A 15,485-nucleotide genomic window follows, 5' to 3' on the forward strand; every position below is an offset into this window, starting at 1 on the left:
TCATGGCCACCATTCTTGTTGTCGACGACGAACTGGGTATTCGTGCCCTGCTGTCAGAAATCCTGACCGATGAAGGCCACAGCGTCGAACTGGCCGAAAACGCGGCCCAGGCGCGTGCCTGCCGGGAGCGCGTGCGCCCCGACCTCGTGCTGCTCGACATCTGGATGCCCGACGTCGACGGCATCACGCTGCTCAAGGAATGGGGCGCCGCCGCGTTGCTCAACATGCCCGTGATCATGATGTCCGGGCACGGCACCATCGACACCGCGGTCGAAGCGACCAAGGTCGGCGCCATCGCCTTCCTCGAAAAGCCGATCACGCTGCAGAAACTGCTGCGGGCTGTGGAACAAGCGCTCGCCAAGCCGACCGCGCGCAGCGCGATACCGGCGACTGTGATCACCCGCATCGAGACCAGCGTCACCGTGGAGTCCCCGATGATTGGCGGTGGCATCAGCCCGCTGCCCGCCGTGCCGCTGGTGCTGGGTCCGCAACCCGAGCAGATGTTCGAACTCGACCGCCCACTGCGCGAAGCCCGCGACGCCTTCGAGAAAAGCTATTTCGAGTTCCACCTCGCCAAAGAAAACGGCAGCATGACCCGCGTCGCCGAAAAGACCGGCCTGGAGCGAACCCACCTCTACCGCAAGCTCAAGCAGCTGGGCGTGGACCTGAGCCGAAACAAACGCGGAGTCGGGGGCAACTGACTGCCGCTTTCAAGCGGCTATAATCGCCGGCTCTCGTCAGAGATTCAGGCCAAGTAGCTCAGTTGGTAGAGCAGCGGATTGAAAATCCGCGTGTCGGTGGTTCGATTCCGCCCTTGGCCACCACCCCTCTTTTCCCGGACCGTCCCGGGCCTTCCCAGAAAAGCCGAAAGCCCTTGCAAAACAGGGACTTAGCCTCGAAAGAGCGGCTCAGAAGGTCCCAGACGATCCACCAACGTCTCGTCGTTGCGCGTACCAATTGTTGTACCCAGACTGCCTCATTTTCTTGCAGTCATTTTTGGGTACAACATGGGCCAACTCAACGAGCGTCAGATCAAGGCGGCGCAGCCGCGGAACGTCGAATTCCTTCTCGCGGATGGCGACGGCCTATACCTTCGGATACGGCCAACGAGCAAGGTTTGGGTCTACCGCTATCAGCGCTGGGGCAAACAGGCCAAGCTGAGTCTTGGGCCCTATCCCGCGGTCTCGCTGGCGGTCGCTCGCAAAATGGCGAGGGCCGAAGCGGAGAAGCGGGCCGACGGCGTCGACCCTGTTCGAGCGCGTCGTGAAGAGCAGGAGGTTGCGCGTCTTGCTCACCTCAACACCTTCGAGTTGACGGCTCGTGCCTGGCTCGTCCAGGCTTCGAAGGATCGGCAATGGTCAGCTGGATACACCGAGAAGGTGTTGCGCCATCTGGAGCTGCACGTCTTTCCGTGGATCGGACGCCTCAAGATAGAAGAGATCAAGCCGACGGAGTTGGTGCGGTGCCTTCATCGCGTCAAGGATCGCGGGCACCTGGAGACCGCGCAACGGGTGCGCGAGGCGGTCCAGCACGTGTACCAGTACGCCGTCGACATGGGCACGCTGGACCCCGGACGAAACTTCGTGAACAACCGGACCGGTGGCCTGCCTGCACCTCGAGCACGCCACTATGCGGCGATCACAGACCCCGAGAAGTTCGGACAACTGTTGCGTGATATCGCAGCGTATCAAGGCAACGTCGTCACGCGAGCAGCGTTGCGTCTTTCACCGATGCTCTTTCAGCGTCCCGGACAACTGCGACTTGCGCATTGGGAGGATATCGACCTGGAGCAGAAGCTGTGGCGCTGCCCTCCTGAGAACATGAAGATGCGGGAGTGGAAGAAGCGTGATCCTCGGACGCCGGCCCACTATGTTCCCCTGCCAACTCAGGCGATCGACATCCTGCTCGACCTCAAGCCGTTGACGGGGCCGGCCGGTCCAGTCTTCAAGAGCATGGCAAAGCGGTCCGAGGCGACGCGCTACATGAGCGATAACACCATCAATGCTGCCTTGCGGACGCTCGGATACGACACGCGAGAGCAGATGACGGGTCACGGCTTTCGGGCTACCGCGCGCACGCTGATACGCGAGTTGCTCCACTGGGACAGGGAGGTCATCGAGCGGCACATGGCCCACGTGTCGGATGAAGAGTTGGGTAGCAGCTATGACCGGGCGACGCACCTTGCGCAACGCCGCAAGATGGTTCAGGCCTGGGCGGATCTGTTGGAGGTCCTTGCGCGGAGGAACGCTTGAACCGCCGTTTGCCGTTCGAGGACGTAGGGATTCCTGATGTCGACAGATTGACGCTGAGTAGCGCTGGAGGGAGGTGTAACAGGCGAGCCTGCGCAGCACTGCTTTTGTTGTTAAGGGGTGGTTATAAGCTGTGGATAAATTGCCTTAACTTCTAGCCTAAGCCATTGATTTTAAAGAATTCTTCGGGTTGATATTTTAAACTGTTGATATCCTGTGTGTATGCTTGTGGAAAACTGTCTAAGAACTTGGGCTAAGTCGTTGATTTGTTTATCATTTCGTTATAAATTATGCTCACGCGCCGCCCGTGCAAACGTTGAGTGCGAAGTCGCAACCGCAAGCGGAGGCAAAGATGCTGACATTCCAAGCGGAAATCGACGCCTTCAAGAAGGCCCTTCCGAAGCTTCTGGCGGACCGCCACGAAGGCGAATTCGCTGTTCTTAAGAGTTCTAACGTGGAGCGCGTTTTACCCACGTACGAGCAGGCGCTGAGTTGGGCATACGAGCAGTACGGACTGAACGAAGAGTTCTTCGTTAAACAGGTGCTTGAAACTCCTCAGGTAACGCACTTCCATCGCATTCGGTAGATACCGAGTGTGAGGAATCTCCCTGAGATCCCGATACAGCCTTTTGGCGCAGTCATTCCCGTCCAGCTCGTGGTTGGCGTAGGGCGGTGGAAGGCGCTGCGCTCAGAAGGTCGGACGCCGCCCGATCCAGTATCTGTCACGTTGCTGATTGACACCGGGGCTACATGTTCGTGGGTTCGCCCGGCGTACATGAATCAACTTGGGCTGACCCCACGAAGTTGGATCGACGTGGAGACTGCAAACGGCGTTGAGGAAAATCAGCCCGCATATGACATTGGCCTTGTTATTGGTGGATTTGGAACCACGAATGGGAGACGGTTTGAGACTCTGATCGGCGCGAAGGAGTTTCCTCACATGCCGTTCGACGGACTTCTCGGCCGGAACATCCTTACGTACATTCACCTCGCTTGGAATGGGCCTTCTGAAAACTTGCGAATTCACTACGAATAGAGGGCTGCCGATTCTCAATCGGCTGGCGTCGCGATCGCTTCCGGGGACCATACACGGTCGGTGATGTCGGCCGTCGTGGCAGTGTGACCACCGCAACGCCTTGTGGAGGTGGGGCGAAGTTGTAGTGCAGGAAAAGCAGCGCTACGGCGTACTCAAGGTTCTCACCTTCGTTGGAAGCCATTCGTCAGCTGGGTGAATTGGCGCATTTCCATGCGCATGGTTAAGCTTCTGATGCCGGTGAGCACGGTGCGCATCCGCAGTGCGGCACATTGCAGATGCTTCCGGCTCACGCCATTGCCGCGGGCCAGATCCAAGATTGCGAGGTCGACCTGATCGTCGATACGAGGGCTCGTCGAATTCCAGGTGTGAAACTCGGTATGTGTCCCCGCAACTAGTCTGACGATGGCCAACTCGATCAGCTTGCCGTCATGGTCGGCTGCCACCGATGCTGCAGTAATTCTTGGACGGGACTGAAGGGCTCATGCCATAGAGCGGTGCCAAGTGCTCCAAGCTTCTAACAGCGGTGGCGCGCTTCGCCTTAGGGCTCCTACAAAGCGAGCGCTGATGACAGCGCCGATTCAACCAATTGAATGAGTTACCGCATCAAAAGGGCAGAGCCGTGAGGGGTAATGTGGCATTGGCCAAGCGCGACCGGAAGTTCCCAGGCCAATGACGACGTGATCCAGGTCATGTGGCAATGTTGAGTGATCTGCATCCCTAGAGAAGAGGATTGCTAATCGTAGGGATGCGGGCTGCAATGGGGAAGCAAATGATGCGGGCTGCTGCGAGCCGTGGTTGCACGGACGGGGCGCGAGTCGCGTGGGTCTCGCCGTGCAGGTATCAGTGCCCCCACCTTGGCGCTTGGAAATCAACAGGGAGAGATACACATGGCCGCGAAAAAGTCATCTGGCGGTGGCAGGCCCGCCGCGAAGAAGTCCATCGCTCGTCCGCCCGCCGCCAAGAAGCGCCGTGCGCAGCAAGTGCCGGAGCCGGAGCCGGCGTACTCGTTGACGGTTCCCATTTCTCCTGCTGTTCGTGCCGTCTACGGCAGTCTCAGCGCCGATACGCTCAACAGCTTTCTTGAAATCAAGAAAGGGCCCGCAACCACAGCCCCAGCGGCAGATGCCGCTCAGCTTCAGGTTCGAAAGAGTGGCCGCTGGGTTTCCGTCAATAAGCCTGGGCGAACCAATCTTGACTGGGCTGCACCGTTCCTTCTTCCCGACCTCTCATCGGTGTTGCAAGCTTCTCAAGGCGATACCTTCCGACGGGCATCCGCGCTGGGCACGGAGAATCCGGCCGTCGAGCCCGGGACGCTGTTGCCGACAGCGTCTTTCGCCGAAGCAATCCTGTCCATTCCGCCGGTGCCGCTTGCCGAACTGAACACCAGGCTGTCGGTCGTTTCAGGAGGACTCATCTCGGATCTCAAGCCTGTATCGAATCGGGTCAACAAGGACATGGACCCCCGCTTGCAACTCGCGGTCATCAACAAGCGTGCGGGGAAGCAGTCGGTCGCGATCTCGTCAGCGACTGGAGAAGAGGTGCCCGTCATCGCTAGGGTCGCGTCGATGGCGAAATGGGAAGAGATGCCCGACGTGCACACCGGTGCCGACCTTGGAAAGGCACAGGACGGAACGACCATCGTTACGGGCCGAGTGGCTGTGGACCGCTTGGAGGCGGTCCGCGCAGATCCGGCAGTATTTAGCTTGAAAGCCTCTCAGCCGGTCCACACCGCACTGGCAAAGACAGCCGAGACCATGGGTGTGCGGGCGGCGGACTTGGTGCGAGCGGGCATCACGCCGGGAGGTGGGCGTGGCGTGGTCGTGGGCATCGTGGACACAGGCGGAGATTTCGCGCACCAGAACTTCCTGAAGCCCGATGGCAGCACACGCCTGCTCGCGCTGTGGGATCAATCGGGCGTCGCACGCGCGAACAGTCCTTTCGGGTACGGACGCCTCTATTCGACTGCCGAGATTGACGCGGCTCTTCAGGCGCCGAATCCCTATGCAGCACTGGGGTATGGCCCACGCCCCGACACCCCCAATGAACAAGGCCAGCACGGCACGCATGTCATGGACATTGCGGCCGGCAATGGCGCCGGGACCGGCCTGCCGGGTGTGGCGCCGGACGCGGACATCGTGTTCGTGGAGATCTCGGCGACGGACATCGCCTGGACCGGCCCGGACGTGGTCAAGCAATCGTTCGGCGACTCCGCGCAGATGCTAGAAGCGGTCAAGTACATCTTTGAACTTGCCGGCGACAGGCCGTGCGTCGTCAACTTGAGTCTCGGAACCAACGGCGGGCCGCACGACGGGACTTCGTTGCTGGAGCAGGGCATGGATGCACTGGTCAACGCCAAGCCGAATCGCGCAATCGTCATTGCCGCTTCGAATTCCCAGACAGATGACATCCATACCAGCGGCATCGTCGGCATGGGCCAATCGGTCGACTTGGGTTGGACTCTTATCGAAGAGGCGGGAGGCGAGTTCGAACTCTGGTACGAAGGTAACCGGCGCCTCGAGATCACGTTGATCGGCCCCGATGGAACCCAGGTAGCGACCGTGCAGCCTGGCAACAGCCAGCCGCTTGCCCTTGGCTCCCAGGTCGCCATCTTCATCAGCAGCCGGCTCGGCGATCCCAACAACAACTGCAATGTCATCGGCATCTGGGTCGCAGGCGGTGTGGCGGGCGGGACATGGACCGTCAGGCTGCGCTCGCTCAGCAATGCGCCTGTCGACTATCACGCCTGGCTCGAGCGGCTGGATGGCAGCCAGTCCTCGTTCGTCACGCCAGTGCCGACACACACCCTGGGATCGATCTCGACCGGGTACGAAACCATTGTGGTGGGGTCATACGATGCTCACAAAGCTGCGTTCCCCTTGTCGAGCTTCTCGAGTTCCGGCCCGACGCGGGACGGTAGACAGAAGCCGGAGATCTCCGCACCTGGCGGCAACGTGATCGCCGCCCGCTCCAGAACCAGGAACGGCCTCACCCGCAAGTCCGGAACCAGCATGGCCGCGCCTGCTGTCACCGGACTTGTGGCGCTGATGATGGCCGAGGCAACTCGCAACGGGATTGCATTGTCCAGCGCGCAGTTGAGGGCCAAGCTGTTGGCTGGCGCGGACCCCGCCGCCCCGGTGGCCGGCGCTGGAGCATGGGATCCGCGATCCGGGGCGGGGCGGGCGTCTTCCAGGGCCATTTGACCGGATGGTTTGACAGTGCTGGCACTTCGTCAAACAATTGCATGCAACATCGCACCAAGTTGGGGATTTATCGTTGCAACGCGTCACGCACGCGTGTATTCTGAACAAATACCCTCAGCTATTGATTCATGGCAATCAACCTCGCACTGCTCAACAAGCTCGAGACGCTCCCCGCATCAGGGCTGGCTTCCGCTCGCGCGGACGGTGAGCGCGTGGTCGTCATGGTGCGATTGCGGAAGGGCGCCAAGCGTCCGTCGTATGTTGCGCCGCGGGCCGAATTCTCACCGGAGCTGTTCTCCGCTGAAATGCCCGCCGGTGACCTTCGTCGCTTGGAGCTGGACCCCTCTGTCGAGGCCGTCTCTCTGTCTCGAGATCTTCCGATCATTCGCTGAAGCGGTCGTCCGACCTCGGAGTCCTTCATCCGCAGGTTGTATCCGCGTTGACCTCCGAAGTCAGGAGCGCCAGCCGATGGCGGCACGGACTGCGTTGTCGCGAGAGACTCCTTCCATTCGTCGAGTGAGGCACGTCAGCTGCGTTGCAATCCCCGCGCCGTTCACGGTGAACTTGCCAAGCTCGGCAGGTTCTTCGCCGCGGAACCCGGGTTCCCGATCGTCGATGGGCAGATGTCCGCGCACCGGCGATCATCGTCTTCGTTCGGAACAAGCGCCTTCCGGACAGCGGGTGAAGGAGGACTTGGTCCCTCACCAGCCATTTGAGGCGACGTCGAGCGAGCTGTCCTCGTCGAACGCGTGGCGCACCGGGCGCGCAACGCGTTGCCTCACGCCGGTTTCCACTCTCCGCCTTTGCCGCAAGGCACTGGCCCAGTGCTCAACTTCCGCCGGAATTCATCGCGCGATCCGACCCCTCTGGTCCTAAAGTTAATGCGTCACCCGTCATTTTGGATGCTCCCGCGTCGTTCTGCTCGATGATTTCTGGCTCTGAATCGTCGCGCCAAACGACTCCTGGTGGTTGCATCGTCAAGCTGGCAAGACGGAGGTCACATGGCTCATCCCTCAGATGCGCTCGCTGCGATCAGTGAGCTTCGGCAATCGCCAGCTCCTGGTGATGTTGTCGCGGTGCTCCTGCGTCTGCCGGCGGTCCTGCACGTCACGGGACTGAGCCGCTCCACGCTCTACCGGCTGATCGCGGAGGAGCAGTTCCCGCGCCCTGTTCGACTCGGACCCCGTGCCGTCGCATGGCGGCGCTCGGACGTGGAGGCCTGGAGCGAAGCGCGTCCCGTCACCGCGCACTGATCGCGGCGGGCACTCGTCATCATGGGTGTACCGAGGGTTGACGACGACATCGCGAGGGAATCGTGACTCCGTCTCCACGCGAGCGCGTGACGATCGACCTTCGGGGGATCGGTCCCCGGTTGCACGCTCATGCTGCTGCTCACGGCAAGACGACCGCCGCGGTGGTGCGGGCAGCCGTTGTCGCGGCGTTCGATGCCGAGGGCGGCCCCGCGGAACCGGGTCGTGTCGCCGAGCCGATCGATGTGCGAGCCGTCAAGGTGACGCTGCGCCTCGATGGCGCGCACGCGTCTTGGCTGGCCCGTCGCGCTCGGTCGGCCGACGTCTCGCAGGGCGCCTATGTGATGGGACTTCTGGATGGGCAGCCGCCGGGCCCGAGGTCCGCTGACCACGGCGCTGCCGTCGCAGCGCTTGCCGATTCGACGCACAAGGTCGCGGCGATGAGTGCCGACATCCACGGGTTCCTTCGGCTGATACGCAACGCCAAAGGCGATGAGGCGGCGGAGAAGTACCGTGCCGGCCTGATGTCGCTTGCTGTGGACATGCGAGCGCACCTGGAGGTGGCGTCGCGGCTGATGACCGAACTGACGTCGCAGCAGCGGATGAGGCTGCGCCATGGCGCACGGCGCCGTGAACGGGTGCCGAGATGACATCCGGCCCCAGCGTCGATGGCGTGCTGGTCCAGTGGGGCGAGCGGCTGTTCTATCCGGACAATCGCATCGTCAGGCCGATGCCACCCGCGCGGCTGGACGCGTTGACGCGGCGCAAGGCGGCGGTCCTCCGTGGCCGGATCGCGGCCACGGTGAGCCGGCGCATGCCGCAGGTGATGGTCAAGGTGACCGGCGGTGGTCGTGGGATGGCAGCGATCGCGGCGCACTTCCGCTACATCAGCAAGAACGGACGCCTGGACATCGAGGACGATCGAGGCGTGGTGAGCCAGGGCAGGGAGGCGCTGCACGACCTGGTGGAGCAATGGCGCTTCGGCGGGTCGCTGATCGAGGAGATCAGCCCTCGGCGTGAGGCGTTCAACATCGTGCTGTCGATGCCGCAGGGCACCGATCCCCGGATCGTGAGGCAGGCGGCACGCGAGTTCGCGAAGGTTGAGCTGAAGGACCACGCGTATGTGATGGTGCTGCATGAGCACCAGGCCAATCCGCACGTGCACCTGGCTGTACGTGCGGAGTCCAGGTCGGGTGTGCGGCTGAATCCGCGCAAGGCGGACCTCCACCGCTGGCGCGAGACGTTCGCGAAGAAGCTGCGCGGCTGGGGTGTGGAGGCCGAGGCGACGCGGCAGGCGACGCGTGGCGCCAATCGCCAGGCCGATCCTCTGTGGCGTGTGAAGGCGCGCGCCGACGGAAGGCTGCTCCGTGACGACGAGTCGGCGAAGTCCGGTGAGCGTTATCGCATCAGCCGCGGAGGTGCCTTGGAGGCGTGGGCGCACATTGCGCGTGCGCTGGGCGCGTCGGACCGGCCGGAGGACCGCCGCTTGTCAGGCGAGATCGCACGCTTCGTGCGCGAGTCGCCGGCCGTGCGCGACTGGGCGGTCGAACGACAGCGCGGCGGGCGGACGCCTGCGAATGTGTCGCCGCAGCGTCAGCCGCAGGACCGCGGTCGTGACATCGGTCGCTGACCCCGCCTCGATTCAAACGCGCTGGGACGCGGCTCGTTCCCGTGCCGGGAGCGCGCGCCATCTTCCTTCATGCGGTACATGAACGAGCGCTTGGCGAATTGGCGGCGGCTCGGCTCGCGGCGCTGCGCTTCGGTAGCGGATCGGCGCGCCAGATCACACCTTGGTCGCCCGCCATGCCCGGTGCCGGGCCGCTGAAGGCCTTGCACGGGTCGAGCCGGCTCGACCCACGCGCCAGTCGCCTCGCCTGCGGGTGACTTGGTGTCATGCAGGTGGCGTTCGCCCACCGGGGTGAGGGGTGGGCTGGCAAGATGGCCCCATCGCGGAGAACCAGAGGTTTCCACAGCCATGAACATCGCCAACCTGCAGGCCACGCTTCGCCACTTCGCGGCCGAGCGCGAGTGGCAACCCTTCCACACACCGAAGAACCTGGCGACTGCCCTAATGGTGGAGGCTGCCGAGCTGGCGGAGGTGTTCCAGTGGATGACGCCGGAGGAGTCGCGCGAGGCGCATCTGGATGCGGCGTCGAAGCAGCGCATTGGCGAGGAGATCGCCGATGTGTTGCTCTACCTGCTGCAGGTGGCGGACCACACGCAGGTCGATGTCGTGCAGGCGGTCAAGGACAAGCTGGTGCGCAATGCCGAGAAGTACCCGGCGAAGCGCGTGGTGGCGGTGGTCGAGCCCGCCGAGGCGTCGTCGGCCGACACGCACATCCTGTTGGACTACGAGAATGTGCAGCCGACCGAGGTCGAGCTGCGAGTGATGGTGCCGGAGGCCACCCGGGTCTGGGTCTTCCACGGACCGCATCAGAAGCAGGTCGAGCAGCGCTTTGCGTCTTTCGGCACCGGCATGACGGCGGTGCCGATCAGCAAGACGGGCAAGAACGCGCTGGACTTTCACCTGTCGTTCTACATGGGCTACATCGCCTCGCGCAATCAGCAGGCGAAGTTTGTCGTGGTGGCCAATGACAAGGGCTACGAGCCGATGCTGGAGCACGCGAAGGTGCTGGGGTTTGCGGTGCGCCAGCACGGCCACGCGCGATCGGCGGAACCGGTGGTTCAGAAGGTCGTCGAGGTTGCCGCTCCGCGTCCCGCGACAGCCGTCGCCAAGAAGGCGGCCGCGAAGAAGGCGACTGCGAAGAAGGTTGCTCCGAAGCCGATTGCCAAGACACTCGTCGCGAAGAAGACCTCGCCGAAGAAGGCGGCTGCCAAGAAAGTGCAGCCGCCCGCAGCGAAGAAAGCCGGCCATCCCGCGAAGCTTGTGAAACCTGCACCGCTGCCCGCCAAGGCGCAGGCCGGCAGTGCTACGGCCGGGTCGTCGGTCATGCTGCAGAAGATAACCGACAGCCTACGCAAGATGGGTGACCAGCGGCCGGTCAAGCAGGCATCGCTGCGGCGTATGCTCAAGGCCTTGCTGGGTGCAGCGGCATCAGACGAGTCCGTGGAGGTCGCTTTGCGAAATCTGATTGCCCGGTCGCTGGTGGCAATCGGGGCTTCGGGCGCCGTGACTTTTCCGCAGTTCGGGAAGGCGGTCGAGGCCAGTCTGGCCAAGGGGTGACAACGATGGCGCGGTGACAAGGTCACTGAGACCCTGCGCTACCGACGTTGCGTGCAGTGATGCCTGTGGGTCGCCGCTTGACAGGGTGTCGGCGATCGATCGTGTTGGGCTGATCTCTTGGGGCGTGTCCCCGCGGCGCGGGGCCGGGCTGTGGCGCGGTGCGTCGAGCCGCTGTCGAAGGCCCGGCGTCTCGCCCCTGCGGGCGGCCATCCCTCATGCGCAGCGGCCCGTTCCCGTGCCCGGGGACCGCAGGCTGGTTTCCTTCACGGGGTACGTGAACGAGCCCACTTGCCGAACTGGCCGGTGTTCCGTTCTCTGCGCTGCGCTGCGTTCGCTGCACACCCGCCAGATCGCAACCCCGTGCACCCGCCCTGCCCGATGCCGGGCCGCTGAAGGCCGATTCCCTGCAGTGCTCACAGCGGCTCGGCCGCCGCGCCATTCGCTCCGCTCGGTGTCACGTCGGTCGCAGAGGCGCCGCTGCTCGGGGATGTTGGGCCGGCTTCGCTGCAACCGCTGCGCCAAGCGAGCTGGCACATCGGTCGCGGCGCTGCGCCGCCCAAGACCGTGGCAGCGCGTGCGCCAGGGCAACCCACCGCGCTCCCCCCAGCGGCGCCCCCGTCCTCCGTGAGGGGGACTTGTGGTGGGATCTTCGATGCGGTGGGCCGGGAACTGGCTCACTGCTTCGGCTGCTGGCGAGAACCCCACCCATCTCCCGACCTCTTCCCGTGAGGGAACAGGCCCTGCCCACCCCCCGCCCGCCCGTGGGCGGGAGCGAGGAAGTCCGAGCAGAAGGATCAGTTGGAAGGCTCACCACACGGTGGCCGGCTGGTCGTTCTGAAGGAGCACATCATGGCTTTCGTACGAGTGGAACAACGCAATGCGCGTCTGGCAACGGCGGTCCGCGTCGAGTTCGTCAAGGGTCGCGACGGCGAGGTTGCCAAGGGCATCGTGACCGTCATCAGCAACAGCCGCCGCGGGTCGGGTGAGGACCGGGTCGAGGAAGCGACCGCGATCCAGTGGACGCTGTGGGGCAAGCAGGCCGAGAACGCCGCCGAGTACCTGGGCAAGGGCTCGCGCGTGAACGTGGTCGGGCGCCTGCAGAACAACAACTACGAGAAAGGCGGCAGCACCGTCTACGGCTTCCAGTTCACCTGCGAGGAACTGGACTACCTGGACAGCCGGGCGGAGGCCGACGCGCGACGGGGACGGCAAGGAGGGGCGCGGGACGACAAACCGGCCGCTGCCCGACAGCCGACACAGAGCGCATCGCGCGACCGCAACGGACGCAGCGCAGGCAGGGCTGCGGCGCCTGGTCAGCAGTGAACAGACATCCGGCGGGCAGGGCGGATGCGCCCGCTCGCTTTTCTCAAACCCAATCGATTGGAGTCGACATGCATTCATCTAACGCCTCCCCCAGCCTCGCCACGCGATTCGCGCGCAACACCTTCGTCCTTCGCAGCGAGACCCCGCTCGCCGAGGACCAGATGCGCCAGGCCGCGCCGTCGATCTTTGCCAGCGGCAAGCACGCCAGCCGTTCCGAGCGCTACAGCTACATCCCGACCATCGAGGTTTTGCGTGGCCTACGCACAGAGGGCTTCGAGCCCTTCATGGTCGCGCAGAGCAAGAGCCGCATCGAAGGCAAGACCGAGTTCACCAAACACATGATCCGCATGCGTCACGCCCACCACGTCGGCAGCAAGGCCGAGGCGAACGAGATCATCCTGATCAACAGCCACGACGGCGCCAGCTGCTATCAACTACTTTGCGGCGTGGTCCGCTACGTCTGTTGCAACGGCCTCGTCGTCGGCGACATCGCGCACGACATTCGCTTACCTCACCGGGGCGACATTCAGGACGAGGTGATCGAGGGCGCGATTCGGGTTCTCGGCGACTTTGAAGCCGTCGATGCATCGATCGACGGCATGAAGCTGCTCGACTTGAAGCCCGAGGAAGAACACGCCTTCGCCACGGCCGCCCTCGCGCTTCGCTATGGCGAGCCCACCGAAGGGCAAGCCGCGGCACCGATCACGGCCGAGCAGCTGATCGAATCACGGCGCCCGGAAGACCTCGGACGCAGCCTGTGGGTTTCGATGAATCGCCTGCAGGAAAACATGCTGAGGGGAGGCCAGTCAGGTCGAAGCGTCCAAGGGCGACGGATGCGGACGCGCGCGGTCGGCAGCATCGATCGGAGCGTGAGTCTCAACCGGGCGCTGTGGGTGCTGGCCGAAGAGATGCGCAAGTTGAAAACCTGAGCGGACAGGCTCCTTCACGGGAGCCTGCTGCCCGAACCGAGGTAAAACTATCCAATCGCCGCGAGAAACTGCCTTGCGGTCCGGGCACGTTGCTCCTTGGAAAGTTGATGCAGCGCTTGCAGGAGCTGCGCCACTGCGTCGTCTTCGCAGTACAGGTAGGGAAGCGACACGCCGAGCGCGCCCGCGATCAGTCTGGCGGTGGCGATCGGTGGCTCATGCACACCGAGCTCATATCGACTTATCCGAGCCCTGCTGCTTGACTCGTCGATGCCGATGAGCACGCCGACCTTCTCCTGGGACCAACCCAACTCTTCTCGTCGGGCGCGCATGCGTCGACCGACGATTGTTGTGGGCTGGACTCCCGCTTGAGGCATGTCACGAGTCTCGTGACTGGTCCATAATTCGTCGTCACGAAAGACGTGACACTAAGTGCTCAGGAGGCTCTATGAACGCACTCGCCAATCAAGCAGGTCGCAATCAATGCCGGCTGGTCGGAATGAACGAGGAACGTCGAGCGCAGCCCGGTGGCTGGTTGAGCAGGCCGCTGTGCCGCAGATATTCGTTCGCGCAGTTCGGAGCGTTTCGACTCGCCGCATGCAATCAGGGCGAATCGCTTGATTGGCATTGGGCACTTGGCATCTCGGCGAGCGGGGAGTGCGAAGTGTTGGGTGCTTGGCAAGGTGAGTCGTCATCCGTGGCGCGCCAAATCGCGGCCGATTTGGAGGCACGAGGAGTCGAGAGAATCGGATCGGTGTGTGTAAGACCAGCCGTTGCATGGAATGCGATCGGCACTGAAACCTCGAAGCGGTTCGCGGCGACAACTGTTCTCGGGGAGGACGGTCTCGATGCTCCGGGACCTCATCGGAGGACCCGCCAAAGGCGCACCGTTCGGTTGGCTAACGACGCCGCAGAGTTTGTGCAGAAGGCGGTAGATCGGGCTGTGCGTCAACGGGAAAGGCGGCCGAACGATTCCGATGCCGTTGCCTTCGTTTCGGACGTTCTACGGCGGGCAGACCAAGGCCTCCCAGATGTGGCGAGCGGGAGTCGCCGCTTCGACTCAAGAGATGCGCCTGCCTTCTCGACGACCGACCTCCAGGGCTCCTGAGCCTTCCATGACGGCTCGAATCATCAAGGACTGGCGCGACGCCTTGTCGCGCGTACGAGCGGCGCTGATGCGTCGCGGTCGCAGCGGACATGACGCCGACGACCTGGTTCAGGAGGCCTGGGTGCGCATGGCCTGCTACGAGCGCGATCACGAGGTGGAGCAGTCCGATGCCTTCCTGATGCGCACGGCATTGAATCTGTCCATCGACGCGCACAGGACGCGAATTGGACATGGAGAAGAGGTTGACCTGGAGGAGGTGGTCCTCCTGGACTTATCTCCGGACACCGAGGCTGTGGTTCTGGCCAAGGAACGCATGGCGCGCCTGAGTGAATGCCTCGGGCGCTTGAGCGACAAGACACGCGAAATCTTCCTGGCCCATCGGATCGATGCTCTGACCTATCAACAGATTGCCCAGCGGCACGGGCTGAGTGTCAGCACGGTGGAGAAGCACATTGCCAAGGCAACGCTCCAGCTGACCACATGGATGGAAGGCTGGTAGGCGACCGAAGACCGCACGCCGATTCAAGTCTTGTGCCGCTAAGGCGGCCAGATCCAACTCGTTGAAGCAGGCATCGAGTTCCGCTGCCAAACACCCCGGGCCAGTCTCCGCGTCGCAAGCTTCTCGGCCAGAAGGCTCGCTAGCGTCTGCACGCAAAAGGGGGCGGCCGAGAAGCGGGGCCGCCGACCGGAGCGGGCCTAAGAGGGGGCGGGGACATTGGTCGACTCCGACGCCCTCAGTGCCCGTGTAGCTGGCCGGAGTCACGTCACGCTCGACGCCACTCCCGCAGCGGGGGGTCCAGAGGTCGAGCGCGCGCAGTTGCCGAGCTTGATGAAGTTATGCAGGATAAGTGGCCCAGGGAAACGCAGCAGGTCACGGGTGTAGCGCCTGCGCTTGAGACTCTGGTCTGCTTCCATGCTGTCCAGCTATTTGTTAACCGGACAGCATCGTTATCGTTGCGACTGCGGTTCTCAAGATGGGTTGGCTAGACGCTTACCCCGCAGCCATTCGCCTGCGCGCCCTTACCGGCGGCAGCCAGTCTTGAGGCGCCGTTCGACTCGCGGCCGGCAGCGATGCAGCGAGGGTGTGTGATAACCCAGTCGAAGATCGAGGTGCTGACGATTGGCGCGCATGTTCGAGCATCCAGCCGGCACTTCGTATTGATGAGTGCTAGAAGGCCCTGCGAGGGTCACAGATGCTGATTGCGTCGG

At 63.3% G+C, this 15,485-nt stretch carries 15 protein-coding genes and 1 tRNA gene; 14 read left to right on the forward strand and 2 right to left on the reverse strand.

Going from position 1 to position 15,485, the window contains the following annotated elements:
• Window positions 1-2 precede the first annotated feature (2 nt).
• The 5 genes from AC1DYS_RS05020 to AC1DYS_RS05040 all read left to right on the forward strand — a co-directional run bounded on the left by AC1DYS_RS05020 (window position 3) and on the right by AC1DYS_RS05040 (window position 3,285).
• A complete protein-coding gene (locus AC1DYS_RS05020) occupies window positions 3-701 on the forward strand; it encodes a response regulator (RefSeq protein ID WP_477896643.1) in 699 nt (232 codons plus the stop codon).
• A gap of 47 nt (window positions 702-748) precedes the next feature.
• A tRNA-Phe gene (locus tag AC1DYS_RS05025) sits at window positions 749-824 on the forward strand.
• 183 nt (window positions 825-1,007) lie between these two features.
• On the forward strand, window positions 1,008-2,252 hold the full coding sequence (locus tag AC1DYS_RS05030; protein WP_477896645.1) for a tyrosine-type recombinase/integrase: 1,245 nt from the start codon (window positions 1,008-1,010) through the stop codon (window positions 2,250-2,252).
• Window positions 2,253-2,601: 349 nt separating this feature from the next.
• A complete protein-coding gene (locus tag AC1DYS_RS05035) occupies window positions 2,602-2,835 on the forward strand; it encodes a hypothetical protein (protein WP_477896647.1) in 234 nt (77 codons plus the stop codon).
• Window positions 2,836-2,904: 69 nt separating this feature from the next.
• Window positions 2,905-3,285 (forward strand): retroviral-like aspartic protease family protein, encoded by a 381-nt coding sequence (locus AC1DYS_RS05040; RefSeq protein ID WP_477897274.1) that lies wholly within the window; start codon window positions 2,905-2,907, stop codon window positions 3,283-3,285.
• A 161-nt stretch (window positions 3,286-3,446) separates the two neighbouring features.
• On the opposite strand, the gene AC1DYS_RS05045 is transcribed toward AC1DYS_RS05040, so the two are convergent.
• On the reverse strand, window positions 3,447-3,728 hold the full coding sequence (locus AC1DYS_RS05045) for a hypothetical protein (RefSeq protein WP_477896649.1): 282 nt from the start codon (window positions 3,726-3,728) through the stop codon (window positions 3,447-3,449).
• A 444-nt stretch (window positions 3,729-4,172) separates the two neighbouring features.
• Here AC1DYS_RS05045 and AC1DYS_RS05050 point away from each other — a divergent pair, with 444 nt between their 5' ends.
• The 8 genes from AC1DYS_RS05050 to AC1DYS_RS05085 all read left to right on the forward strand — a co-directional run bounded on the left by AC1DYS_RS05050 (window position 4,173) and on the right by AC1DYS_RS05085 (window position 13,171).
• Window positions 4,173-6,485 (forward strand): S8 family peptidase, encoded by a 2,313-nt coding sequence (locus tag AC1DYS_RS05050; protein ID WP_477896651.1) that lies wholly within the window; start codon window positions 4,173-4,175, stop codon window positions 6,483-6,485.
• Between the two features lie 128 nt (window positions 6,486-6,613).
• Window positions 6,614-6,877 carry a hypothetical protein gene (locus AC1DYS_RS05055; protein ID WP_477896653.1) on the forward strand — a complete coding sequence of 88 codons (264 nt, stop codon included), beginning with the start codon at window positions 6,614-6,616 and terminating at the stop codon, window positions 6,875-6,877.
• A 609-nt stretch (window positions 6,878-7,486) separates the two neighbouring features.
• Window positions 7,487-7,738, forward strand: a complete 252-nt coding sequence (locus tag AC1DYS_RS05060; protein WP_477896655.1) for a helix-turn-helix transcriptional regulator — start codon at window positions 7,487-7,489, stop codon at window positions 7,736-7,738.
• A gap of 86 nt (window positions 7,739-7,824) precedes the next feature.
• Window positions 7,825-8,385 (forward strand): hypothetical protein, encoded by a 561-nt coding sequence (locus tag AC1DYS_RS05065; protein ID WP_477896657.1) that lies wholly within the window; start codon window positions 7,825-7,827, stop codon window positions 8,383-8,385.
• Window positions 8,382-9,365: a relaxase/mobilization nuclease domain-containing protein gene (locus AC1DYS_RS05070; RefSeq protein WP_477896659.1), complete on the forward strand. Its 984-nt coding sequence runs from the start codon at window positions 8,382-8,384 to the stop codon at window positions 9,363-9,365. The genes AC1DYS_RS05065 and AC1DYS_RS05070 overlap by 4 nt, the downstream gene beginning before the upstream one ends.
• A gap of 345 nt (window positions 9,366-9,710) precedes the next feature.
• A complete protein-coding gene (locus tag AC1DYS_RS05075; protein WP_477896661.1) occupies window positions 9,711-10,919 on the forward strand; it encodes a nucleotide pyrophosphohydrolase in 1,209 nt (402 codons plus the stop codon).
• Between the two features lie 849 nt (window positions 10,920-11,768).
• Window positions 11,769-12,242 carry a single-stranded DNA-binding protein gene (locus AC1DYS_RS05080; protein WP_477896663.1) on the forward strand — a complete coding sequence of 158 codons (474 nt, stop codon included), beginning with the start codon at window positions 11,769-11,771 and terminating at the stop codon, window positions 12,240-12,242.
• A 68-nt stretch (window positions 12,243-12,310) separates the two neighbouring features.
• Window positions 12,311-13,171, forward strand: coding sequence for a DUF932 domain-containing protein (locus tag AC1DYS_RS05085; protein ID WP_477896665.1), 861 nt, complete (start codon window positions 12,311-12,313; stop codon window positions 13,169-13,171).
• A 47-nt stretch (window positions 13,172-13,218) separates the two neighbouring features.
• On the opposite strand, the gene AC1DYS_RS05090 is transcribed toward AC1DYS_RS05085, so the two are convergent.
• Entirely contained in the window at window positions 13,219-13,545 is a 327-nt protein-coding gene (locus tag AC1DYS_RS05090) for a helix-turn-helix domain-containing protein (protein WP_477896667.1), read from the reverse strand.
• 738 nt (window positions 13,546-14,283) lie between these two features.
• On the opposite strand from AC1DYS_RS05090, the gene AC1DYS_RS05095 reads away from it, so the two are divergent.
• The gene (locus AC1DYS_RS05095) at window positions 14,284-14,775 is read left to right on the forward strand and encodes an RNA polymerase sigma factor (RefSeq protein ID WP_477896669.1); all 492 of its coding nucleotides are present in this window, start codon (window positions 14,284-14,286) and stop codon (window positions 14,773-14,775) included.
• The last annotated feature ends 710 nt before the right edge of the window (window positions 14,776-15,485 follow it).

It is taken from the genome of Rhizobacter sp. P2_G4, assembly GCF_056403575.1.